Below are 22,589 nucleotides of genomic sequence, written 5' to 3' on the forward strand. Positions count from 1 at the left end.
TACCATTTTGAATTATTTAATACCTATTTTTAGGCCGCATCGTCTTCGTTTTCGTCTTTATCCTTGTCTCTCTTCTTGATAATAAAGAGAATAATGCTTAGGACGATAAGCAGACCAAGAAGAATCAAGAAGTATTTAAGGTATGGATTTTGTCCAGTATTAGTAATAATTACCTTATCATTGATTTTTTTAGCTTCTTTTTTGGTAATAGTGAAATCTTTGTTGAATTTCCATTCATTACCCTTGTCATCTGATACAACCATATCTAGGTTATAATCACCTGCAACTAGAGGTTTATTATCCCAGTCAATGGCAAAATCATAAGTTGAGTTTGGAGCCATTTGCATATCATTATCATATGAAACTTCTTTTTCAACTGCCCCGTCCTTCTTATTGGTAACCTTGGCAGTATACTTAAGGTGACCCATTGGAGTCATGACTGGATTTTGAAGCTCAGCTACAACACTTGTCCTATTAAAGGCAGAGTCGGCCCTAACATTAAGGAGATTAAGTTGTCTAGGTAACTCTGTATCAGTTTCAGTTAACTGTAGTCCTAAAATATAACCATATTGGTTACTGATTCCTTGTTTTTTAGCTTCTTCTTCTGATTTTTCCTTAACAACCTGAATCCCAGCTAAAATAGTTCCATCGTACTGCTCAGCAGGCATCTTAAGGGTGATGGGTAAATTCATGCTTGTATTGGCCTGAACAGTTATTTCATGCTCATAATTTGCAATGTCAGAAATCTTATACTTTAAGCTTGAATCAGGTTTGACGTCTGTCTCAGAGTAATCAATAAAGCCTGACTTATTAGTATAAGCTTGGTTGACGTTAACCTTAAACTTACTGTCTTCATTTGAAGTGTTAATAACTTGGACAATAATTTCTTGTTCTTGTCCAGGTGTCATTCTAAGGTCAAAATACGATTGTTCTTTGTCAATCTGATTGGATGGAATAACGGAGTTGATTGTAAAACCAACGTTATTCTCCCCTTCAGCAAGAACTCCTAGGGGACCTGCAATCAAACTAAAAAGAAAGACTGCAAGCATTAAAACTCTTTTTTTCATCTCTACTCCTTCTAACTAAAAAGCAAAGAGAAGTTTAACTTCTCCTTACTTAACTAGTAATTACAACTTAAACTTTCTATATTATATACTAATAGGCCGCAACTATATATAGCTGATAATCAATCTGACCTGTCATCACATCGTCAACCTTAAGAAGTTTCCCTCCATCGGTAAAACTTACGCTTGCCGCAGTGACTGGAGTTGCTATAACACCTGTATTGACCGCAATATTATCTGTAATGTCACTTCCTGCAGGAGTGGGTAAACCCTTAAGGGTTGAATTTTGGGCTACGATAACCTCAGTCCCCGTTCCCATCGTTTTTGAAGTCGGATTACCTGAGCGGCTACTATCCGTTGTCATCGAAAAACTAACATTTGTCATTATCTTATTATCAACAGTGGTTAAGGTATTAGCATGAAGCTGTGCCTTAACATTCCACTTCCTCTTTGACCGGTCATTGAAGACCTTGATAGCAGGGGTTGGATCGCTGTCTCCTGAATCGATATAGGTTGTAGCATTAATTGTATAGAGCCCGTTCCTATTCAAGCTAGTTTGAAAACCGTAAGTATCAGGAACTGTTTGAAGTTGCAGGTAAAGCTGCCCCGGTTGATTAGGATTTCCCGGAGGAGAATCACTTGGATCAAGTGGGTCAGGACCAGTTGCATCGATAACAGTAACTAAAGTATTCGTATTGGCAGTAGTGTCAGCAGTGGCCACATTGGCACCAAACCCAAGTAAAATAGAGCTAGCTACCATAAGGCCCATCAATTTATTAATCTTCACCGTGTGTTCCTCCTAGCTTATAGTTTAATCTACGTAGACGTTGGATACAGGGGCGAAAATCACAGACATTCTCATGTGTAAAAGCACAAATCCATCCTCTATAGTCAAGCCATAGCCTTTGTTTAATAGTATCATTAATACATATATTTATCAATATTTTTAAACTTTTTGATACCAATATATTATTTTATTGTTAAATTTTTATTAGTAATTTGCACCCACATTGTAAAGGCTCCACTGGATGGTCAATTGACCGCTATAATCCCCAATGGGCAGATAGCTTGTCGACCTTAGAAGAACGCCCGTACTTTCGTCCCAAGTCTTGGTATAAGTATCATTTTCATCTTTGGATACATCACTCGTTCTTAAAAGCTCCCGACCACTTAGACTCACTGGTGTAGATTGACTATCCTTTTTCCAGACTAGAGAAAAAGGAGCAATTCCTGTCACATTGGCAGTTAAAACCCAATTTTGCGGGGTCGGTCTAGTATCAGTAACCCTAACTTCAAAAGTATTTCCAGCATCTCTTGAAAGACTACCTTTGGTTTGTGATAAGGTTCGATTGGTCCAAGATAAATTTTCACTCACATAGGTAAGTTCTAATTTAGGTGCGGTAACGACTGCCGTTAGAGTTAGAGTATCCTTTAAGGCCTCCGAATTATCATCCTCCCGCCTAAAAACCTTAATGGTAAAATTATTGGTTCCTTCAGGCATATCAGCACTAGAGATATAGTAGTCAACCTCATGGTAGCTGTCATCACCCGCACTTACCACCTCACCAAGGTCCGTACTTATTTGATTGTTATTACCGTCATAAATCTTAAAAATAAGCTGGTCATCACCATCAGGATCTGAGTAGTAAAACTTGTCTCCAAAATCCCCCGGTGCTAAATTTTCTTCCTTAGCCTTTATAAGATCTGTTGGCGACCAAGATAGACTAACAGCTGTATCCCGTTCAATAGCAAGCCTTTTGGTCGAAGCCAAACTAGTCTTCTCATCATTAGTAAAATCTGTTCCAGACCTTGAAAAGGCTCCGCCTGAAACCACCCAAGGACTGTGGGAATTATCCGTTTCCGTAAGTAAGAGCTGACTTTGATTGTTATTACCGTCTACATAAGCCCCGTACCCATGTGTTTCTGATTCAAAAGGTGAAAAATTAATGGTGGCATTTCCTTGAATGGGGCCAGCTTGACCTCCTGCAAAAATAAGCCTTGAAGCGTTATTGAGGTTAAAGACCCCAGTTCCACTACCAAAAAATGTTCCTGTTGTAGATTGCAGGTTAGTGGCTGAATTTTCAGCAAGATTCATTGTCAGATTCCTAAATGACGAAGAATTCTTAGTTTTAGTGGTAAACTCAGCTCCATCACCAACATTGATTGTAAAATTCACATCGTCTTGAGTAATAAATCTTCCTAGCCTTGCAGTAGACGATCCTGATGCTAACGTATCTGACTGAATAATCTTAAGACTTCCACCAGGAGCTATATCAATTTCGTTTTCTCCCTTCCCTGCAGAATAATCGATCCAAAAAATATCACGGTGGGTGGTAATATCAACTAAAGCGTTAGCTTCAACCTTAAATTTTAAAGGGGCATAATGGGCCCAGATAAATTCCGTTAGACCAGTAAGCATATTATCGTCTCGGATAACCGTTGAACTCCCTTCCTCAAAAGTCAAATTAGCTGCTTCAGCAAATTCACCTGAAGTTATGTCACTACCCTGCATATAAAACTCATTATTACCCCTAAAAAGTATCAGGTCGTAAGCCCCATTGACATAAAAAGGCTGCGCTCCATAATCTGAGTAATAATTAACATTTTCGATAATTAGGGTTTCATTATTATTGGAGGCAGAGCCGGGTGGAGCTATACCAAAATAATTTCCTGCATTTGTCCGATCGTTTCGTCCCAATGCTGATTCTTTACCAAAATTCAAATTTTTGTAGTGGATAGTAATATCACTTTTATTAAAGTGTATACCAGCAAAACGGCTAGTCGACCATCCATAGGTAATGGTAAAGTTGTCGTCGTCTCCATTACTTCCATCTATGGTAATATTGTGATTTACCGGAAGGCTAGCATTTCCAAGACTTATATCATCAGTTAAATATATATAGTCGACACTACCGTCATCTACCGCATCCTTAAGGGCTTGAAGGGTTCCAACCCACCTCACATTACTTGGAGGATCATCCATGGTTGACACTTGATTAGCCGCCTGCTCATTATTGGTAGTATCAGCTGGTTCAGAGCTTGAAAATTCTTCCGATGAAGACGCTTCAAGGCTTGCCTGACTAGCTGTACTTGATTCATCAGCTGAAGCACTTGAAGCAAGGGACTCAGACACTTGATTTGACTGGTCAGAATTTGAGTTACTAGGGCTTGAAGATTCTACATTGCTACTAGTAGTTTGTGAAGACACATCTGATTCATCAGCATAGGTCAGAGGCAAACTTGAAAAGGCTATAATGATGAGGGTAAATAACCATAATTTCTTTTTTAATCCATCTATTTTCAATCATTTTCCTTTCTATAAAAACATATCTTATCTATTTATCAATAAGTAAATTGAATAAGCTTATCAATAAATTTATCTATATTTTTGCAAATTTTCACAGACTCCTTACCTTATTATAGCATTCTTGAGCTCAACTTTCCTAGCAATTCAACTAAATTTTTGTTTCATGGAAGAATTAATCAAATCCCCTCCTTTTTTCATAAAATGTAAAAAACTATTTACATTTTTACAACAAATGGATATACTTAGATAGTCAAATTACGCTTTTAAAGTAAAAATTTACCAATAAAAATATATTTAGGAGATTCCATGAAAAAATTATTCACTCTTAGTGCCCTAGGTCTTACCATCCTTCTTGCTGGATGCAGTCAAAATAAAGCTACTTCCTCTAGTGAAGAAAGTGCCACTTCCGCACAAAGTCAAATTCAGGCCAAGGAAGGTACAATCACCTATCTGGGGCAGGACTATACCCTTAAGTTTCCAACAACAAAGATTGTAACTGCAAGCTTTGAGTCAATGGAGGATGCAGCTGCACTTTCTGTCGAACCACTTGGCGGAGTTACTGTTGGAGGAGAGATGCCTGACTACCTTAAGGGAAAATTAGGTGATAAGATGGTTAATATTGGTGACAAATTTGGACCAAATGTTGAAGCTGTAGCTGCCCTTCAACCTGATCTAATCCTTGGATCAACTAAATTTGATAAGGATGTTACAAATAATCTAAGTAAGATTGCACCAACAATCAATGTATCCCACAAGTCTGACGATTGGACCAACAACCTAAGCCTAATGGGTACAGTTTCAGGTAAGGATGAGCTGGCTAAAAAGTTAATCACAGACTACCAAAATGACCTTGAAAGTTTCAAAAAGGATAAGAGTGATTTGGCAGATAAGAAAATCTTAATTGTCCGCATTCGCGAAGGTGAACTATGTATTTACGGGCCAGATTTCTACTACAATCCAATGCTTTACAAGGACCTTGGCTTCCAAATTCCAAGTGAAGTTTCAGCCATTAAGGGACAGACAACCATCTCTAAGGAGCAGCTGGCTAAAATTGATACAGATATCATCCTGGTCCAATTTATGCCTTCAGAAAACAAGAGCTTCCCAAATGCTCTGAATGATTTAAAGGAAGATGCCATCTGGAATAGTATCCCTGCCGTTTCAAGCAAGCAGGTATTTTACAATATTGTTGACGGGGGCTACCAAGGAGGTACCTACCTAAGTAAGGAAGTTATGCTTAAGGCCCTTAATGAAAATAAAATTGGATAGGACAGCTTGAGATGAAAGCCAAATATGTGCTGGGAAGTCTACTGATACTAGCTTTATTTCTAGGTCTAAGCTTCCTTTCCCTAAGCTTTGAAATGGATCATACCCTGGAAACTTTACAGGGTATGATTTTTGCCTATAACCCTCAAAACCAAAATCAGCTAATCATCCTTGCAAGGATTGCAAGATTACTTGTGGCCTTTTTGGTTGGAGCAAGTCTAGCTCTTGCTGGCTTTATCATGCAGGTTCAGTATCAAAATGATTTGGCTGATCCAAGTCTCATGGGAGTAAGTGATGGTTCAGCCCTAGCCATTGTTATCGGCATGATTTTCTTTCCCCAGCAGGCAATCTTAATGCGAATTATTTTTTCAATTTTGGGATCCTTTATGAGCTACTTTTTTATCTCCTACCTATACAAGGCTTTATTTTGGGGAAAATCAAGGCTCAATCTACCCCTAATTGGAATCGCTACAAGCATGCTCTTAAGTAGTCTGACAAGCTTTCTTGTTGCCTATTTTCACCTTGCCCAATCAGTCAGTTCCTGGTATACAAGTAGACTTTACCGGGTGTCATTTTTTGATGTCATCTACTTTTTACCAGTCCTTCTTCTAGCCTTGCTTTTAACTATTGCCTTTAGAAGGCAGATAGATATCTACGCCTACGGACCACAGGTAACCACTAGCCTGGGAATGAATAGGAAATTTTGGGACAAATTCTTCTCCTTACTTGTCGTTATTTTGACTGGGGTAAGTATTGCTATTGTTGGTCGAATTGCCTTTGTGGGGCTTATTATTCCTCATATGGTCAAACTTCTATTTGGAAGAAAATATAGTCAAACTGTACTATTCGTTCCTGCTACAGGAGGAATTTTCCTTCTAACCTGCGACTACCTGTCAAGATATATCAACTACCCCTTTGAAACTCCAATTGGCCTAGTTTTGGCCTTGATTGGAGTTCCTGTCTTTTTATACTTAATTCGAAGGAGGACTAGCTAGCAATGAAAAACAATTTCCCTATATTTATCGTCATCCTCATCTTCTTTTTTGCCGCTTGCTACTCTCTTCTCTCGGGTACCTACCCCATTAGTACTGCAAAATTAGTTGAACTTTTACTTCATCCAGGAGCAGATAATCAGGCTGGACTCATCCTTTGGCAGTTTAGGATTCCAAGATTTATACTGGGAGCCCTGGCAGGAGCAAGTCTTGCCCTTGCTGGATATATCTTACAGACAATTACCCGAAATCCCATAGCAGATTCTGGACTTCTGGGCGTGAGCTCTGGAGCATCATTTGGAAGTGTTTTCTATTATTTTTTAATTGGAAGCTACCTGACAAATATCAAACAAATCCAGTCCCTGTCTCTAATTTTATTCGGTTTGGCTGGAGCTCTTCTGGCACTTCTTTTAAACTTCCTTCTCTCCTTTAGCTTTGGAGGAATAAGCATGCCAAGATTTATTCTAAACGGCATTGCCCTCAATACTGGATTTTCTGCCCTAACCGCATACTTTTCCCTAAAAATTAACAGCGATGACTACACAAGGATAAATAATTGGTTGGAAGGGTCTATCAGTCAAGGAAATTGGCCCCTCATTAGGCAAGTGGCCCCCCTTGTCATTATTCTCATTCCTCTTCTGCTAACTTTTGAGGGACAACTAAGACTTCTTAGATATTCTGATTTACAGCTTAAAAATATTGGCTTTAAGATGGGCTACTGGAGAATCTTCTTTGTCCTCCTCGCAGCGGCCTTGGTCTGCTCAAGTGTTCTCATCGCAGGAAATGTAGCCTTTGTGGGATTACTTGTCCCCCACCTGACTGCTAAATTTTTTAAGGGTCATTCAAAACTTTTACTTGTAGGAATCACCATCAATGGTGGGAGCCTACTTGTTATCTGCGACACCTTCGCCAAAACAGCCTTTACCCCCAATGAGTTACCCCTAAATGCCATGATGGGCCTTCTTGGAATTCCCTATATCCTTATCACGTTCATCCAAAAAAACAGACAAAAATAAAGGAGAAAATTTGAAAGTAAGCTATAAAAAAGTAGGTAAGTACTACCTTGATATCTATCTACCAGAAGATCATGACTCAAAAGAAGCCATCCCCCTCCTTTATGTTTTAGACGGGGATGCCTTTGCTGCAAGTCTAGCTCAAGCTGTAAAACTACAGGCACGGAACGCACAAAAAACAGGGGTTGTTACCATGATTGTTGTTGGTATCTCCTACCATGCAGCTAGCCCCTTTAACAAGGAAGAAAGATTCAAGGATTTCACTCCCCCCAGGATACACCCAATGAATCCAAAAGACAAAAGATTTGATATGCCTCAAGGTGGCGAAATAGATACCTTCTTTAAGAGCCTTAAAACAATCCACAAAGAATTGACAAGGGAGCTGGCAAGGGATTTTATTCTCAATCAAGAAAAAATTGGCCTCTTTGGTCATTCCTTGGGCGGACTTTGTGTCCTTGAAGCCCTTTTAAGACCTGACCTAGCCTTCATCAACACCTTTTTGGCACTTAGTCCTTCTCTATGGTGGGATAGGGAAGCCTACTATGAACGGCTAAAAGAATATGAACACAAAAGTTCCAACCACCAAAAGAAGAGAGTAATCATCACTGTAGGTGGCCTGGAAGGCGAGATGGTAACCTTGGCTCAGCGGGCATTTGATTCTTTTAAAAATTCAACTGTTGTCAACTCTTGTGACTATTATCAAGCTCCTGATGAAAATCATATGTCAGTTGTTTTTACAGTCATGAGCCGCTGCTTAAGATGGCTTTCAAATACACCCATTAAAATTGAAAAGAGGAGTTAAGGCACTTGAAAGACGATATTTTACGAGCTCAAAATATTGATTTGAGCTACCAAAAAAAGAAAATCATCAGCTCCCTCAATGTGAATTTTTTTAAAAATAAGATAACTGTCATCATTGGCCAAAATGGTTGTGGCAAATCAACACTTTTAAAGGGACTAGGACGGATTATAGAGCATGACCAGGGAGCTATTTACCTCAATGATAAAAATTTAAAATCCATGCCTACCAAGGAAATAGCTAGAGTTCTAGCCTTTTTATCCCAGGAAAGCAGCCAGCCTGAAGAAGTTACAGTTAGGGAGCTTGTAGCTGTTGGACGCTATCCTCACCAGGGAATTTTTCAAAAAAGGAGCTCGCAAGATGAGGAGATAATTGATCAAGTCTTATCTGATACTGGTCTTATCGAACTTGCCCATGAAAATATCAACTTTCTATCAGGAGGACAAAAGCAAAGGGTCTCTATTGCCATGGCCCTTGCCCAAAAAACACCTCTCATCCTCCTTGATGAACCAACCACTTATCTTGATATGGGACATCAAATTGAACTTTTAAATTTAATCCAAAATTTAAAGGAGAAAAATAATTTAACTGTCATTATGGTTCTTCATGACTTAAATCTAGCTGCCCGGTACGGAGACCATTTGATTGGTATGAAAGATGGAAGAATTATATATGAAGGTGAACCTAGGCAAGTAATGACCGAGGATATTTTAAAGGATTTATTCAATGTTAAGGTCTATCTGGGTCAAGATCCAGTTGATGGAAGGCCAATCTGCTTAAGATTTGAGCAAATCTATGATTGAAACTAAAAAAATCCCCTCCCTTAAGGGAGAGGATTTTTTCTGACCTTAGTTTAAGCATAGGCTTAAATCAAGGTATTTCCTTAAAAATTATTTGTTTTTAAGGTTGTAGAAGCTTGCAAGTCCACCGTAGATAGCAGCTTCACCAAGTTGATCTTCGATACGAAGAAGTTGGTTGTATTTAGCAATACGGTCAGTACGGCTAAGTGAACCAGTTTTGATTTGTCCAGCGTTAGTTGCAACAGCGATATCAGAGATTGTTGAATCTTCTGTTTCACCTGAACGGTGAGATACAACTGCAGTGTAACCAGCTTCTTTAGCCATTTCGATAGCTTCGAAAGTTTCAGTAAGAGTACCGATTTGGTTAACTTTGATAAGGATTGAGTTCGCAACGTCTTCTTTGATACCACGAGCTAGGTAGTCAGTGTTTGTAACGAATAGGTCGTCACCAACAAGTTGTACACGTTCGCCTAGACGTTCAGTAAGAACTTTCCATCCATCCCAGTCGTTTTCATCCATACCATCTTCGATAGTGATGATTGGGTATTTGTTAACAAGTTCTTCAAGGTAGTCAACTTGCTCAGCAGCAGTACGTTTAGCTCCACCTTCACCTTCGAATTTAGAGTAGTCATAAACTCCATTTTCGTAGAATTCTGATGATGCACAGTCAAATCCGATGAATACGTCTTTACCTGGTACATAACCAGCAGCTTCGATAGCTTTAAGGATAGTTTCAACACCGTCTTCAGTTCCTTCAAACTTAGGAGCGAATCCACCTTCGTCACCAACAGCTGTTTCAAGACCACGGTCTTTAAGGATTTTCTTAAGAGCATGGAAGATTTCAGCACCGTAACGTAGAGCTTCTTTGAAAGTTGGAGCTCCAGCAGGGATGATCATGAACTCTTGGAATGCGATTGGAGCATCAGAGTGAGATCCACCGTTGATGATGTTCATCATTGGAGTTGGAAGAACTTTAGCGTTGAATCCGCCAAGGTAGTTGTAAAGAGGAACTTCTAGGTAGTCAGCAGCAGCACGAGCAGCAGCGATAGAAACACCAAGAATAGCGTTAGCTCCTAGTTTACCTTTGTTTGGAGTACCATCAAGAGCGATCATAGCACGGTCGATTCCAAGTTGGTCACGAACGTCCATTCCGATGATAGCATCAGCAATAACATTGTTTACGTTGTCAACAGCTTTTTGAGTTCCAAGACCGTTGTAGCGAGATTTATCTCCATCACGAAGTTCAACTGCTTCGTGTTCACCAGTAGAAGCTCCTGAAGGAACCATACCACGACCGAAAGCACCTGATTCAGTGTAAATTTCAACTTCAAGAGTTGGGTTACCGCGTGAGTCTAAGACTTCGCGTGCGTAAACATCAGTAATTAATGACATTTGAGAATTCTCCTTTATTTTTAAAGTGCCGAAGCACTGTTTGTGAATAGTATAATCATAACCCAATTATCGATTATTTTCAAGAACTATTACTTATAATCTAAAATGAAAACGTATACAAATTGAGCTTTATTTAGACTCAATTAAGCCATAATCTCCATCTTCACGACGGTAAACAATACTTGCTGAATCTGTATCTGCATCTGTAAACAAGTAGAAATCATGCCCAAGCATTTCCATTTGTAGGACAGCTTCCTCAGCATCCATCGGTTTTAGTCCAACTTCTTTGGTACGAACAATCTTAGTTGGAGCTTCTTCTTCCTCAGAAATAGTAAAGTCTGAAAAATCTTCAAGTGGTAAATCCTTGAGACCTTTGACATTTTTTCGACGGTTAGTTTTTGTCTTATATTTCCTAATCTGACGCTCTAGTTTATCAACAACCAAATCAATTGAGCCATACATATCTTGAGAGGTATCTTCTGCTCTTAGAGTGAGATGCTTCATGGGAATAGTAACCTCAACCTTGGCATTTTTATTTGAGTAGACCTTAAGGTTAACATGAGCTGTAAAATCTTCGCTGTCCTTAAAGTATTTTTCAATCTTACCAATTTTATTTTCTACATATTCACGAAGAGCTGTTGTTACTTCACTGTTTTCACCACGAATGTTAAAGCTAATCATAATGAGTACCTCTTTTCTTTTGATAAATCAATTATACCTCTTATTTAAACCCTTTTCAAAACATAGCTATAGCAAATTGAAATTATTTCAAATAAGCAATAACTTCAATCTCAACCAGTACATCCTTTGGAAGTCTTGAAACCTCAACAGCACTACGAGCTGGAAGACTTTCTTTAAAGGCTGTTTTATAGATTTCATTGAAGGCGGTGAAGTCATCCATATTCTTTAAAAAGCAGGTTGTTTTTACTACATGATTGAAATCACTAGCTGCTTCTAATAAAATGGCTTCAATATTTTTCAAAACTTGTGCTGTCTGCTCCTTGATGTCTTCTCCTACTATTTGACCACTTTTAGGATCTAGAGCAATCTGGCCTGAAGCAAATAATAAATTTCCAGCAATCTTTCCCTGAACATAGGGCCCAATAGCTTGCGGAGCTTGGTCTGTTTTAATAGTTTTCATATGGTCCTCCTCTTTCTTGTTGGTTTATTCTAAAAAAAAAGCCCCGCTTTTTCAAGCGGGAACCTTTTTGGTCATTACTATAAATATTGATTTTTCTTTAGGAACTTATAATCATTTTGCCTTATTTAATAGATTACTCCACCCTTCCAAACAAGTATTCCTGCTTGTCCGTCTGGGTTTTTCAATGAAGGCCAAATGGTATTGTTGATATAGTTTTGGGCATCATCGCGACTGTTGAAATAATGAGCTGTGTTTCCACCTGGATATACATCCTGTGAGTGATCTTCGTTACCAACATAGAAAGGTGCATAAAGGGTTTGGCTACTTTCTCCATCAGCTTCTGAAGGCCACTGAGCAGTTGCTCCAACACCTGGTGTTCCAGCTAGATTTCCATTGGCATTAAGCCAATTTTGAGCTTCCTCAAAGCTTGCAAAAACGTGGCTTCCTGGAACAATGGCATTTCCGACTTGACTTCCGTTACTTCCATTCCATTTAACCCACCACCAAACAGTCCACCTTCTAGCTGTTGAAGGGGTTGGCGTATCAGGTTGACTAGGTGTAGAAGAATTATCTCCAGCTGATGACCCTGTACCTGATGAGTCCTTATCTCCTGATCCTGATGTCGAAGACCCATCATTACTTGATGGATTTGTAGTTGAATTATCAGTACCAGAACCTAGATCGATTGTTCCATATGCTCCATCAACTGAATGATTTTTTTGGATGTCGGCATGGTAATTTTTAATCCAAGCTAGGGCAGCATCTGCACTGGTAAAACGATGAACCCCAGAAGCCAAATCATAGCTTGAATTGTCATACCCCTTGTACCAGACCGTCCAACGCCCATCAGAATTTAATCCTTGGTCAGTCGGTTTTGAGCCGTTATCAGATGAGTCATTTGACTTGTCTGAACTTGTACCTGACGATGAGTTACCACCGGTAGATGACCCGCCGGACTTATCTGAGCTTGTACCTGATGTTGAGTTATCACCGGTAGATGACTCACCTGACTTATCTGAACTTGAGCCTGACGATGAGTTATCACTTGCAGAGGGGTTTTTAGAGGCTGAGCTGGCTGGAACATCAACCTTACTTGTCTTATTGGCTGATTCACTTGTAGAGGCTGTAGAATTACTATTTCCACCGTTTCCAGCCTTGGGACTTCCTCCAATTGGTGCCTGTGGATTAATTCTATCTGTTTTAGCCACAGGTACATCTGCTAGTTTTTCCTTGTTTTCACCATAAATCTGTACGGATTCCCCGCAGAATACAAGGGTATTACCAGCATAAATTAAATTAACATTTTTAATGTTATTAATTGAAGCTAGCTTTTCAACCGTAATATTAGTCGCTTGAGAGATTGTTCCTAGGGTATCTCCCCAAACAATCAAATAAACAGTTCCTCCATTTGAAAGCTCCCTGTGGAGGTCATTTTGAATCTGATCAACTGTCCGTGCCTCCCAGATACCGTCATATTCATTAGCCTTAACCTCAGTTGCCAGAGTAAATGATGCCAGTAAAAGACCTGTTGCTGCTGCCTTCCATGCTACATTTTTAAACCTTTTAAAATCTTTTTCTTCGTCTACCATAATACACTCCTAACTTTTGACAATGGTTGAGAATTTCCAACAGATTATATTAAAGTAAATCCTATAAATTAATATAATACCTAAACATTATCAAATTTCATGAAAATTTCATAATGTTTTCACTTGTGATGTTTACAGAAATATTCGTGATAATTAAGGGGAGTTTTTAAGAATTACTCCACAAAAAAACCCCTATAAGGGGCTCTTTACTTATGGTTTAATACGGTGAAGCATACGTGGGAATGGAATAGCCTCACGGATGTGGGCAGTTCCAGCAACAAATGTTACCATACGCTCAAGTCCTAGACCAAATCCTGCGTGGGGCACTGAACCGTATTTACGGAGGTCAAGGTACCAGTCGTAGTCTTTTGGATCAAGACCGAAGTCGATGATTTTTTGGGTAAGCTTGTCGTAGTCTGTTTCACGCTCAGATCCACCCACGATTTCCCCGTACCCTTCTGGAGCCAGAAGGTCTGCACAAAGAACACGGTCAGGGTTTCCTGGTACTTCTTTCATGTAGAAGGCCTTGAAACTTGTTGGGTAGTTCATGATGAAGGTTGGAAGACCGTAGTAATTTGAAATCCAAGTTTCATGAGGTGATCCAAAGTCGTCACCGTGGTTAAGGTGCTCGTAGTCAGCCCCTTCTTTTCCTTCGTTGGCTTGCAGCAGGTCAATGGCTTCATCGTAAGAGATACGTTTGAAAGGCTCAGCCACATATTTCTTAAGGAGATCAGTATCACGCTCAAGTGTTTGAAGGGCATAATCTGCCGTATCAAGAACATACTGAATTAAATGCTTGATATAAGCTTCTTGAAGGTCTAAAGACTCATCGTGGGTCATGTTAGTATACTCAGCATCCATCATCCAGAACTCAGTCAGGTGACGGCGAGTTTTTGATTTTTCCGCACGGAAAACAGGACCGAAGTCGAATACGCGACCAAAGGCCATAGCTCCTGCCTCAAGGTAAAGTTGCCCTGATTGCGAGAGATAGGCTGGTTGACCGAAGTAGTCTGTTTCAAAGAGGTCAGTTGTATTTTCAGCCGCATTTCCTGAAAGGATTGGTGAATCAAATTTAATGAAACCATTCTTTTGGAAGAAGTCGTAAGTTCCATAGGTTAGGGCGTTACGAACCTGCATGATAGCGTGCTGCTTAGATGAACGAAGCCATAGGTGGCGGTTGTCCATCAAAAAGTCAGTTCCATGCTCTTTTGGTGTGATTGGGTAGTCGCTTGATTCACCAACAACTTCAATGTCAGTAAGGTCAAGCTCATAACCAAACTTAGAACGCTCGTCTTCTTTTACAAGACCTGTTACGATAACTGAAGTTTCTTGAGTAAGGCGTTTAATAATATCAAATTTCTCAAGTCCAGCTTCTTCCCCGTATTTCTCAATAAAATTAGGTTTGAAGGCTACAGCTTGGAAACGGGCTGATCCGTCACGGAGTTGCAGGAAGGCAATTTTCCCCTTACCTGACTTGTTTGCAACCCAGGCTGCAATTTTAACTGTCTCCCCAACATGCTCGGGTACGTCAATAATAGAAATTAAGTCTTTCATTTTCTACCTTTCTTATTTTGTATTATTTTTTATAAATCTTTTAATTCTTTCAACAGCCGCAAGGAGGGTATCCATATCGGTTGCATAGCTTAACCTTAGATTATCTGGTGCCCCAAAACCTGCTCCAGTTACTAGGGCTACACCTTCCTCCTTGAGAATGGCATCGGTAAATTCCGTAACATCACTAAAGCCAGTTAAATTCATGGCCTCTCGAACATTTGGAAAAAGATAGAAGGCTCCATCAGGTTTTACAAGCTTAAAGCCAGGTACTTCTGCCAAAAGTGGGTAAACCTTATTAAGGCGTTTTTCAAACTCTAAACGCATTTCCTCAACAGCCTCTTGACTACCAGTGAGTGCTTCAATGGCAGCATACTGAGAAACAGCCACAGGATTTGAGGTTGTTTGACTGGCAATCTTTGCCATGGCAGCAATTATCTGGGGGTCACCAACTGCGAACCCCAACCGCCAACCAGTCATCGAATAGGTCTTACTTACTCCGTTAATGACAAGGGTTTGCTTGCGAATCCGTTCTGAAATACTTGAAATCATAGTTGCTTGATGGCCATTATAAACCAGGCGGTGGTAAATATCATCAGACAAGATAAGGATGTTGTTATCAACGGCCCAATTTCCCAAGGCTTCTAACTCATCCCTTGAATAAATCATTCCTGTCGGATTGGACGGAGAATTAAGTAATAATACCTTGGTTCTATCAGTTTTTGCAGCGACTACCTGCTCCAGGCTAACCTTAAAGTCATTATCTTGATGTCCTTCAACAAAAACTGGCACTCCTCCTGCCATCTTGACCTGATCAGCATAACTTACCCAATAAGGGGTTGGAATAATTACCTGATCCCCTTGATTTAAGACACTCATAAAGAAGGCATAGATAGCAAATTTAGCTCCTGAGGTTGCTACAATCTCAGTATTTTGAGGTTCATAGCCATAATAGTTTTTAAAGTATGAGGCAATAGCTGATTTTAACTCCTTTGTACCACCAGCTGGAGTATAGAAGCTAGCTAGGCCATTATCAATAGCCTCCTTAGCCTTTTTGTCAATATTTTCAGGAGTAGTGAAGTCTGGCTGACCAACTGTCAGAGTTAAGATATCCTGACCCTCCTCCTTTAGCTTCCGAGCCTTGGCAGCAGAAGCTAAAGTCACGCTCTCTTCAATCTCACTTACAAATTTTGACAATATCATACTTCTTCTCCCGTTTTAAAATCATACAACCTATAGTTGTTAAGTGAATCCCTAAGCTCCCAAACTTCCTTATCCTGATAAAGGCCCAATCTAATATATTTGGCCTTTGAAGCATCAGGAAGCTTATCTGGGTCAAAACCTTCCGCAAGCTTAATTGTCCGTATATCTAAAGGATCCTTATCTTTAGAGCCAGCTGTTATCAAAACAGCCACATCTTCATTTGACTCTGTCTTCCCCCGAACCGAATAAACCGTTTGGTCCGTATTAACTATGTCAAAAACCTTAGCTTCCTTCATTGAGGAATTGGCCCTAGCAAGGCTAATAGCTTCTCTTCTAGCCTGACTATAAGGACTCATTGATGTTTTAGTAAAGATGATTATAGCTAGCATTAAAACAGCTAGCAGGGAGAGGATGCCGATTGTTATTTGACTACCCAAGGACTCATTACTTTTTTTCATAAAATTTACCTGAAATTAATCTATTATTTTCAAAACTTTCTAATCAAATTATAACAGATTTTTTTTAATTTTACCCTCTAATCCCGCAATTTCCTCAAAATTAATGGGGGCAAGCTGACTTAAATTAGCACAAATCTTTTTACCGTAATTTTTTCCAGCAAGACGCCTATCCAAAATAAGGACAACAGATTTTTGATCATTCCTTCTATTAACTCGTCCAAGAGCCTGTCTGAGCCTTAAAGTCGTAAGTGGCAGATTAAAATCATAAAAGGGATTGGCAAATTTTTCTGCATACTTTTTCATTAGGATATCTTCTGGAGTTGAAAAGGGTAATCTTGGAATTAAAAGGATTATCTTATCCTGCTCAGAAAAATCAATTCCCTCCCAAAAGCTTGCAAGTCCCAGTAAAACCTGAGCACGACCTTCATCAAAACGTTTTTTTAACTGCATAGGGTTTCCGTGGAGTCCTTGAGCCAGGAAGGAACAATCATCCTCAGCCAGAAGGTCAGAAAGAGAATGAAGTAAGTCCTTTGAGGTCAAAAGGACCAAAATAGGCTGACCAAGGGGTATAAGCCTTGTGATATTTTCAAAGGTATAGGCTGCTAGATTAGCGTTTGACAGATTTCCAATATTAGGTCCATCTGTCACCACATAAATTTCTTGATTGTTTGCCCTTTGCGGCATAAGTTCATCATAGCTATAATCAGTAAAGCCCAAGAGTTCTGGCAGTTTATGATTTTTTTGGCTGATACTTAGGGTGGCACCAATTAGATAAACCTTGAGTTCATCAGGTAGAAGGCCCTTAAAATTAAGGAAATCCTTGGGACTCTTGTAAAGATAGTCCCCCTGCTTCCAAATATAGGAGTCATCCACGGAAGCATCTACAGGACCAAAGAAGTCAAGCAAGTTCTTAAGGCCAAATTCCCTGGCATCGACTAAAATTTTATCCCTTGCCTGGGGCAGATGATTAATGTGAAAGTTTAGGCTTGAAATAACCCGCCTAAGCAGATTAGGGTCAGAATTATCCTTGTTTATATGAAGCTTCAAATCCTCTTCAACAGTCGTCCAATCAAAGGTCTGCCTTTGAGAATTTTCAAGATTTTTAAAAAGCTCCTGGGCCTCATCAACAACTAAGACACGTCCCTTAAAGAAGGCTTGATTTGTCCTGAGTTTTTCAATCATAAGGGCTTGGTTGATGACAAGGACTGATGAAAATTCAGTTTTTTCATAGGCCTTCCTTAGAAAATCTTGCTGGTAGAAGGCTGATTTTTTGTCTAGACTTCCATCATGGGCTATTTCTTTCAAGTAATCATCAGCCGTCATAATTTTACTTAATTCATCAAGCTCCCCCGTTTCAGTTTGGCACAACCAAACCAAGACCTTCATCTTAAAAATTTCATGATTGGCTCCTGAATTAGTCGCTTTTAGCAGGGGCTTAAATTTTTCGAGCTTTATATAGTTTTTATGGCCTAAAAGTTTTGAAATATTTACCCCAAAGTGCTCAGAAAATTCTTCTTGATAGTCGGCTACTAGCTGCTCCTGCAAGGTCTTGGTTGGTGTCGCAACAATTATTTTTTCACCCCTTGATAAGATAGGCAGCAGGTAAGCATAGGTTTTCCCCATTCCAGTTTGTGCTTGAATAAAGGACGGTCTTTTTTCAAGCAAGTCCGACTCAACGATTGAAGCAAGCTCTGCTTGATTTTTTCTGGGAGCTAAACCAAGCTCATTCATATTTTTATCATATGATGAAACTAGATTTAAGCTTTCCTTAGCTTGTGGTAAAATCCTTGTAGCTAGGGCTCCTTCGAGCATAAAATGATTAGTTTTTATGGCATCATCGGCTGACATTTCATTGAAAACATCCTTAATGACCAGCTGACTCTCATAGATTAAATTTCCCGCATGCCTTAAAATTTCTTCTACCACAGGCTTTGGCAGGCTCTTAATTTTATCCTGAATAAGCTGCAGTAATTTTGCTGTCGCAAGGGCATCACTTAGGGCATTATGAGGATTATCATGACCTAAATCTAATTTTTGTCCCAAATACTCCAGGGAGTATTTTTCAAAATCTGGGAAAAAGACCCTGGAAAGCTCCACTGTATCAGCACTTGGCAGCTCAAAATCAATCCCTAGTTCCCTGAAAGATTTTTTCATAAGGCTGTAGTCAAATTTTACATTATGGGCCACAAAAATTGAATCTTTTAGAAGGTCATAAACTTCTTGAGCAACCTCTGAAAAATCGACAGCCTGACTCAAAATATCATCAGTAAGCCCTGTCAAACTACTAATATGGGGAGTTAACTCCTCATGGGGATTTATATTTTTTGAATAGCTTTCTTTAATTTGACCATCTTCTAAAATGACTAGGCCTATTTGAATTATTTTATTCTGTGAAAGGTGGGCATCTGTTGCCTCCAAATCCACAATCGCAAACTTGGTCACTTTCTTTCTCCGTAACATTTGTATTTGTTCTATCAATTATAGCATAAATTACTAATTTAATTTATTGGGCTAATTCATTTTTTCTGCTAGAATATAGACATGAAAATAGAAAAAATTATTAATGAGGTCATGAATGAAAATACCTATTTTCTGATCAATGACCAGGGTCTTCTTCTTGTTGATCCAGGGAGCAATACTCCCAAAATACTAGAGAAACTTGCTCAGCTCAATCTACCCCTTAAGGGAATCCTTCTAACCCACGCCCACTATGACCACATCATTGGTATTCCTGCTGTCAAAGAAATTTATCCAGATGTCCCTGTCTATGTGGCAAGCCCTGAGGTTACCTGGCTTTATACACCAGAGTACAATTTATCCCGCCAGTTTGGCTACAAAAATGACCTAGAGGATGTAGTTGTTGACCCAGCTGACCATGAGTATAAAATTAATGGCTACTATGACATAGATGGTTTTAAATTCAAGGTTGTAGCGACACCAGGACATTCAATTGGTGGCGTTAGCTTAATCTTTGAAGATGAAAATCTTGTCCTAACAGGAGATGCTCTCTTCAAGGGAACAGTCGGAGTTACTAACCTTTACACAGGTAACTATGATCAGCTTCTCGCTGGAATTAAAAAAGAGCTTTTCAGCTTGGATGAAGCTTATGAGGTTTACCCAGGACATGGTCCTAAGACCACTATTGGTCAAGAAAAAAGAGAAAATCCCCACTTCCAAAAATAAATTAAAGGAGTAAGAATGACAATGAAAATGATTCACACCTGTATCAGGGTTCAAGACCTTGATAAATCCCTAAAATTTTATGAAGATTCACTTGGTTTCACTGAGAAAAGACGCCTTGATTTTCCAGAATACAAATTTACTTTAGTTTATTTGACCCTGCCTGGTGATGACTATGAGCTTGAGCTTACCTACAACTATGACTCACTCCCATATGACTTAGGAAATGGCTATGGTCACATTGCCCTATCAAGCAGTGACTTTGACAACCTTTATAAAAAGCATGTTGAGGCTGGTTTTGAGGTCACAGATATCAAGGGACTTCCAGAAGGAGACACAAGCTACTACTTCGTAAGCGACCCAGATGGCTACAAGATTGAAATCATTAAAGAATAAAAAATAGGAGTTTAGCTCCTATTTTCTTTATCCAAAAAAGTTAGAATGATTTGATAAACTACTTCTTTTTCCAGCTCATTAATAACCTCATGCTTCATTTGAGGCATAGTGATGAAGTCCAAATTTTCATATCCCCTAACTTCCAAAAATCTTTTAGAAGCTAAGAGGCCTTTACTGCCCCCTGTCACAATATCTTCTTGGCCGTTGATACTTAAAATGGGAAGCTTTTTATTTACCAGGTTTTTACCAGCTTTTTTACTCATATATTTTATCCGATGATTTGCCTCAAGAATGGCCAAAAGACCGTAGTCATCATAACTTTCAACCCACAGCCTATCTTTTTCAATCAAATCAAGCACTGTTTGATCTGATGTTATCCAGTCCTTAGAGCTAGCCCCAGGAGCTACCAAGCTGTTTAAAAACTTAGAGGTTTTGGGATTTTTTAGGGCCTTGATCCTTAAATCAAGTATTATTTTTCCAATTTTTGATGCAAATTGATATTTGACAGTTCCTGTTAGAATAAGTCCAGCAAGCATGGAATCATCATAATCTAAATAAGCCCTAGCAATCATGGAACCAAAGGAGTGACCATAGAGGGTCAAGGGAAGCCTTGGATAGGCTTTCTTGATTAGACCACTTATTTGAAGCTGATCTTCAATCATCTGATCAAGGCTTGATATGTGACTCAGAGGATTTTTATTGTCAAAAGATAAACCATGCCCCCGATTATCGCTAGTAAAGACAGCATAACCATGGCCTGCTAGATACCTGGCCAAATCCCCATATCTTAGGGCATGTTCATTCATCCCGTGAATTATCTGTAAGGTCCCCTTGACCTCTTCGTCCTTGATTGGTCTGATAAGTTTCAAGCTCAATTTTAAGCCATCACGAGCTTGAAAACTTTTTTCCTGCTCTATTATTTCAAGTGGAATTTTATCACTCATCCTTTTGATCCCTTCATCTGGTATTGATTTAATCTTAGCCCAGTCAAGCTTTAAAAACAAGCAAAAAAGCCAGACCTAGGTCTAGCTTTTTCTTTTCACCTATTATAGTGAAGCAGGATCTACGTGTACACCAGGTCCCATAGTTGTTGTAACTGAAAGGTTAGTGATGTAAGTTCCCTTAGCTGATGATGGTTTAGCAGCAGCGATAACGTTGTTGATAGCTTTGAAGTTTTCAACAAGTTTAGCGTCATCAAATGATACTTTACCGATTGGAACGTGAACGTTACCAGCTTTGTCAGCACGGTAAGTTACTTTACCAGCTTTAACTTCTTCGATTGCTTTAGTTACATCCATAGTAACTGTTCCTGTTTTAGGGTTTGGCATAAGGTTACGAGGTCCAAGGACACGTCCAAGGCGACCTACAACAGCCATCATATCAGGAGTAGCAACTACTACGTCGAAGTCGAACCATCCACCGTTGATTTTAGCAACTAATTCGTCGTCACCAACGTAGTCAGCTCCAGCAGCTTCAGCTTCTTTAGCTTTTTCACCTTTAGCGAAAACTAAAACTTTTTGAGTTTTACCAGTTCCGTTTGGAAGCACAAGAGCTCCACGGATTTGTTGGTCAGCTTTCTTAACGTCGATGTTAAGGTTGTAAGCAACTTCAACAGTTGCGTCAAATTTTGCAAAGTTAGTTTCTTTTGCAAGAGCTACAGCTTCTTCAGCGCTGTAAACTTTTGTGCTGTCGATTTTTTCAAGAGCAGCAGTCATTTGTTTGCTTTTTTTAGCCATTTTTTTCTCCTCTGTGGTATTTACGGGTTTTTAATCCTCCCACCCGAACTTCGTGGGAAAATTTTTCAAAAATTATCCGGCAATAGGTAATTTCTTGAAATTTTCTCTTAGTCTTCTACAACGAAGCCCATTGAGCGTGCTGTACCTTCGATCATACGCATTGCAGCTTCTAGGCTACCAGCGTTAAGGTCAGGCATTTTAGTTTCAGCGATTTCTTGAACTTGTGCACGAGTTACAGTTGCAACTTTAACTGTGTTTGGAGTTCCAGAACCTTTTTCAACTCCTGCAGCTTTCTTAAGAAGCACAGCAGCTGGAGGTGTTTTAGTAATGAATGTGAATGATTTGTCTTCATAAACACTGATTACAACTGGGATGATCATACCAGCTTGGTCAGCTGTACGAGCGTTGAATTCTTTAGTGAATCCCATGATGTTGATTCCCGCTTGACCTAGTGCTGGTCCAACTGGTGGAGCTGGTGTTGCTTTACCGGCAGGAATTTGTAATTTTACAAGTTTTTCTACTTTTTTAGCCACGATAAATTTCCTCCTATTTTATATGACGAGTAAGAACAAGCCTTACACGTTCATCGTGATGTGGTTTAATGGTGAACATGCCACCTCCCACGCAAGTGTGAGTAAACACACCCATTAATTCTACTAAATCTTAAATAAATTGTCAAACAAAATACTAATAAATATTAAT

At 39.3% G+C, this 22,589-nt stretch carries 21 protein-coding genes; 7 read left to right on the forward strand and 14 right to left on the reverse strand.

Annotated elements, in window-relative coordinates:
* Window positions 1-29: 29 nt before the first annotated feature.
* The 3 genes from OZX68_05615 to OZX68_05625 all read right to left on the reverse strand — a co-directional run bounded on the left by OZX68_05615 (window position 30) and on the right by OZX68_05625 (window position 4,368).
* The gene (locus OZX68_05615) at window positions 30-1,067 is read right to left on the reverse strand and encodes a DUF916 and DUF3324 domain-containing protein (GenBank protein WEV60402.1); all 1,038 of its coding nucleotides are present in this window, start codon (window positions 1,065-1,067) and stop codon (window positions 30-32) included.
* 88 nt (window positions 1,068-1,155) lie between these two features.
* A complete protein-coding gene (locus OZX68_05620) occupies window positions 1,156-1,851 on the reverse strand; it encodes a hypothetical protein (protein WEV60403.1) in 696 nt (231 codons plus the stop codon).
* Window positions 1,852-2,055: 204 nt separating this feature from the next.
* Window positions 2,056-4,368 (reverse strand): hypothetical protein, encoded by a 2,313-nt coding sequence (locus OZX68_05625; protein WEV60404.1) that lies wholly within the window; start codon window positions 4,366-4,368, stop codon window positions 2,056-2,058.
* 309 nt (window positions 4,369-4,677) lie between these two features.
* Here OZX68_05625 and OZX68_05630 point away from each other — a divergent pair, with 309 nt between their 5' ends.
* From OZX68_05630 to OZX68_05650, 5 genes are read left to right on the forward strand one after another with little or no spacing between them, the layout of a single operon-like run.
* The gene (locus OZX68_05630; GenBank protein ID WEV60405.1) at window positions 4,678-5,640 is read left to right on the forward strand and encodes an iron-siderophore ABC transporter substrate-binding protein; all 963 of its coding nucleotides are present in this window, start codon (window positions 4,678-4,680) and stop codon (window positions 5,638-5,640) included.
* Window positions 5,641-5,651: 11 nt separating this feature from the next.
* Window positions 5,652-6,632, forward strand: coding sequence for an iron ABC transporter permease (locus OZX68_05635; GenBank protein WEV60406.1), 981 nt, complete (start codon window positions 5,652-5,654; stop codon window positions 6,630-6,632).
* A 2-nt stretch (window positions 6,633-6,634) separates the two neighbouring features.
* A complete protein-coding gene (locus OZX68_05640; GenBank protein WEV60407.1) occupies window positions 6,635-7,645 on the forward strand; it encodes an iron ABC transporter permease in 1,011 nt (336 codons plus the stop codon).
* Between the two features lie 10 nt (window positions 7,646-7,655).
* The gene (locus tag OZX68_05645; protein WEV60408.1) at window positions 7,656-8,444 is read left to right on the forward strand and encodes an alpha/beta hydrolase-fold protein; all 789 of its coding nucleotides are present in this window, start codon (window positions 7,656-7,658) and stop codon (window positions 8,442-8,444) included.
* A 5-nt stretch (window positions 8,445-8,449) separates the two neighbouring features.
* Complete coding sequence (locus OZX68_05650) at window positions 8,450-9,244, forward strand: ABC transporter ATP-binding protein (protein WEV60409.1); 795 nt, start codon at window positions 8,450-8,452, stop codon at window positions 9,242-9,244.
* Window positions 9,245-9,331: 87 nt separating this feature from the next.
* On the opposite strand, the gene eno is transcribed toward OZX68_05650, so the two are convergent.
* The 8 genes from eno to OZX68_05690 form a co-directional block, all read right to left on the reverse strand.
* Complete coding sequence (gene eno / locus OZX68_05655) at window positions 9,332-10,633, reverse strand: phosphopyruvate hydratase (GenBank protein WEV60410.1); 1,302 nt, start codon at window positions 10,631-10,633, stop codon at window positions 9,332-9,334.
* A gap of 129 nt (window positions 10,634-10,762) precedes the next feature.
* Complete coding sequence (gene raiA / locus OZX68_05660) at window positions 10,763-11,311, reverse strand: ribosome-associated translation inhibitor RaiA (GenBank protein ID WEV61385.1); 549 nt, start codon at window positions 11,309-11,311, stop codon at window positions 10,763-10,765.
* An 85-nt stretch (window positions 11,312-11,396) separates the two neighbouring features.
* A complete protein-coding gene (locus OZX68_05665; GenBank protein ID WEV60411.1) occupies window positions 11,397-11,774 on the reverse strand; it encodes a RidA family protein in 378 nt (125 codons plus the stop codon).
* Between the two features lie 125 nt (window positions 11,775-11,899).
* A complete protein-coding gene (locus OZX68_05670) occupies window positions 11,900-13,363 on the reverse strand; it encodes a LysM domain-containing protein (GenBank protein WEV60412.1) in 1,464 nt (487 codons plus the stop codon).
* 210 nt (window positions 13,364-13,573) lie between these two features.
* Window positions 13,574-14,917, reverse strand: coding sequence for an asparagine--tRNA ligase (gene asnS, locus OZX68_05675; protein ID WEV60413.1), 1,344 nt, complete (start codon window positions 14,915-14,917; stop codon window positions 13,574-13,576).
* 12 nt (window positions 14,918-14,929) lie between these two features.
* Window positions 14,930-16,117, reverse strand: a complete 1,188-nt coding sequence (locus OZX68_05680) for a pyridoxal phosphate-dependent aminotransferase (protein WEV60414.1) — start codon at window positions 16,115-16,117, stop codon at window positions 14,930-14,932.
* Window positions 16,114-16,575: a DUF5590 domain-containing protein gene (locus OZX68_05685; protein ID WEV60415.1), complete on the reverse strand. Its 462-nt coding sequence runs from the start codon at window positions 16,573-16,575 to the stop codon at window positions 16,114-16,116. The genes OZX68_05680 and OZX68_05685 overlap by 4 nt, the downstream gene beginning before the upstream one ends.
* 48 nt (window positions 16,576-16,623) lie before the next feature.
* The gene (locus OZX68_05690; GenBank protein ID WEV60416.1) at window positions 16,624-19,017 is read right to left on the reverse strand and encodes an exonuclease domain-containing protein; all 2,394 of its coding nucleotides are present in this window, start codon (window positions 19,015-19,017) and stop codon (window positions 16,624-16,626) included.
* Window positions 19,018-19,116: 99 nt separating this feature from the next.
* Between OZX68_05690 and OZX68_05695 the strand changes: the two genes are divergently transcribed.
* Together OZX68_05695 and OZX68_05700 are read left to right on the forward strand one after the other, a co-directional pair.
* On the forward strand, window positions 19,117-19,758 hold the full coding sequence (locus tag OZX68_05695; GenBank protein ID WEV60417.1) for an MBL fold metallo-hydrolase: 642 nt from the start codon (window positions 19,117-19,119) through the stop codon (window positions 19,756-19,758).
* 21 nt (window positions 19,759-19,779) lie between these two features.
* The gene (locus OZX68_05700) at window positions 19,780-20,151 is read left to right on the forward strand and encodes a VOC family protein (protein ID WEV61386.1); all 372 of its coding nucleotides are present in this window, start codon (window positions 19,780-19,782) and stop codon (window positions 20,149-20,151) included.
* A gap of 11 nt (window positions 20,152-20,162) precedes the next feature.
* Here the strand turns inward: OZX68_05700 and OZX68_05705 are convergent, their stop codons facing one another.
* The 3 genes from OZX68_05705 to rplK all read right to left on the reverse strand — a co-directional run bounded on the left by OZX68_05705 (window position 20,163) and on the right by rplK (window position 22,420).
* Complete coding sequence (locus tag OZX68_05705) at window positions 20,163-21,095, reverse strand: alpha/beta hydrolase (protein ID WEV60418.1); 933 nt, start codon at window positions 21,093-21,095, stop codon at window positions 20,163-20,165.
* 102 nt (window positions 21,096-21,197) lie between these two features.
* The gene (rplA, locus tag OZX68_05710; protein ID WEV60419.1) at window positions 21,198-21,887 is read right to left on the reverse strand and encodes a 50S ribosomal protein L1; all 690 of its coding nucleotides are present in this window, start codon (window positions 21,885-21,887) and stop codon (window positions 21,198-21,200) included.
* A gap of 107 nt (window positions 21,888-21,994) precedes the next feature.
* Entirely contained in the window at window positions 21,995-22,420 is a 426-nt protein-coding gene (gene rplK, locus OZX68_05715) for a 50S ribosomal protein L11 (protein WEV60420.1), read from the reverse strand.
* Window positions 22,421-22,589: the final 169 nt, after the last annotated feature.

Source organism: Streptococcaceae bacterium ESL0729, from assembly GCA_029391995.1.
Classification (GTDB): domain Bacteria; phylum Bacillota; class Bacilli; order Lactobacillales; family Streptococcaceae; genus Floricoccus.

Excerpts from the sequence above, each read along its gene's own strand:
- asnS (WEV60413.1), bottom strand. The coding sequence starts at position 14,917 with ATGAAAGACTTAATTTCTATTATTGACGTACCCGAGCATGTTGGGGAG.
- OZX68_05705 (WEV60418.1), bottom strand. The coding sequence starts at position 21,095 with ATGAGTGATAAAATTCCACTTGAAATAATAGAGCAGGAAAAAAGTTTT.
- OZX68_05685 (WEV60415.1), bottom strand. The coding sequence starts at position 16,575 with ATGAAAAAAAGTAATGAGTCCTTGGGTAGTCAAATAACAATCGGCATC.
- OZX68_05615 (WEV60402.1), bottom strand. The coding sequence starts at position 1,067 with ATGAAAAAAAGAGTTTTAATGCTTGCAGTCTTTCTTTTTAGTTTGATT.
- OZX68_05635 (WEV60406.1), top strand. The coding sequence starts at position 5,652 with ATGAAAGCCAAATATGTGCTGGGAAGTCTACTGATACTAGCTTTATTT.
- OZX68_05630 (WEV60405.1), top strand. The coding sequence starts at position 4,678 with ATGAAAAAATTATTCACTCTTAGTGCCCTAGGTCTTACCATCCTTCTT.
- OZX68_05680 (WEV60414.1), bottom strand. The coding sequence starts at position 16,117 with ATGATATTGTCAAAATTTGTAAGTGAGATTGAAGAGAGCGTGACTTTA.
- OZX68_05640 (WEV60407.1), top strand. The coding sequence starts at position 6,635 with ATGAAAAACAATTTCCCTATATTTATCGTCATCCTCATCTTCTTTTTT.
- OZX68_05700 (WEV61386.1), top strand. The coding sequence starts at position 19,780 with ATGAAAATGATTCACACCTGTATCAGGGTTCAAGACCTTGATAAATCC.
- OZX68_05665 (WEV60411.1), bottom strand. The coding sequence starts at position 11,774 with ATGAAAACTATTAAAACAGACCAAGCTCCGCAAGCTATTGGGCCCTAT.
- rplA (WEV60419.1), bottom strand. The coding sequence starts at position 21,887 with ATGGCTAAAAAAAGCAAACAAATGACTGCTGCTCTTGAAAAAATCGAC.
- eno (WEV60410.1), bottom strand. The coding sequence starts at position 10,633 with ATGTCATTAATTACTGATGTTTACGCACGCGAAGTCTTAGACTCACGC.
- OZX68_05670 (WEV60412.1), bottom strand. The coding sequence starts at position 13,363 with ATGGTAGACGAAGAAAAAGATTTTAAAAGGTTTAAAAATGTAGCATGG.
- OZX68_05695 (WEV60417.1), top strand. The coding sequence starts at position 19,117 with ATGAAAATAGAAAAAATTATTAATGAGGTCATGAATGAAAATACCTAT.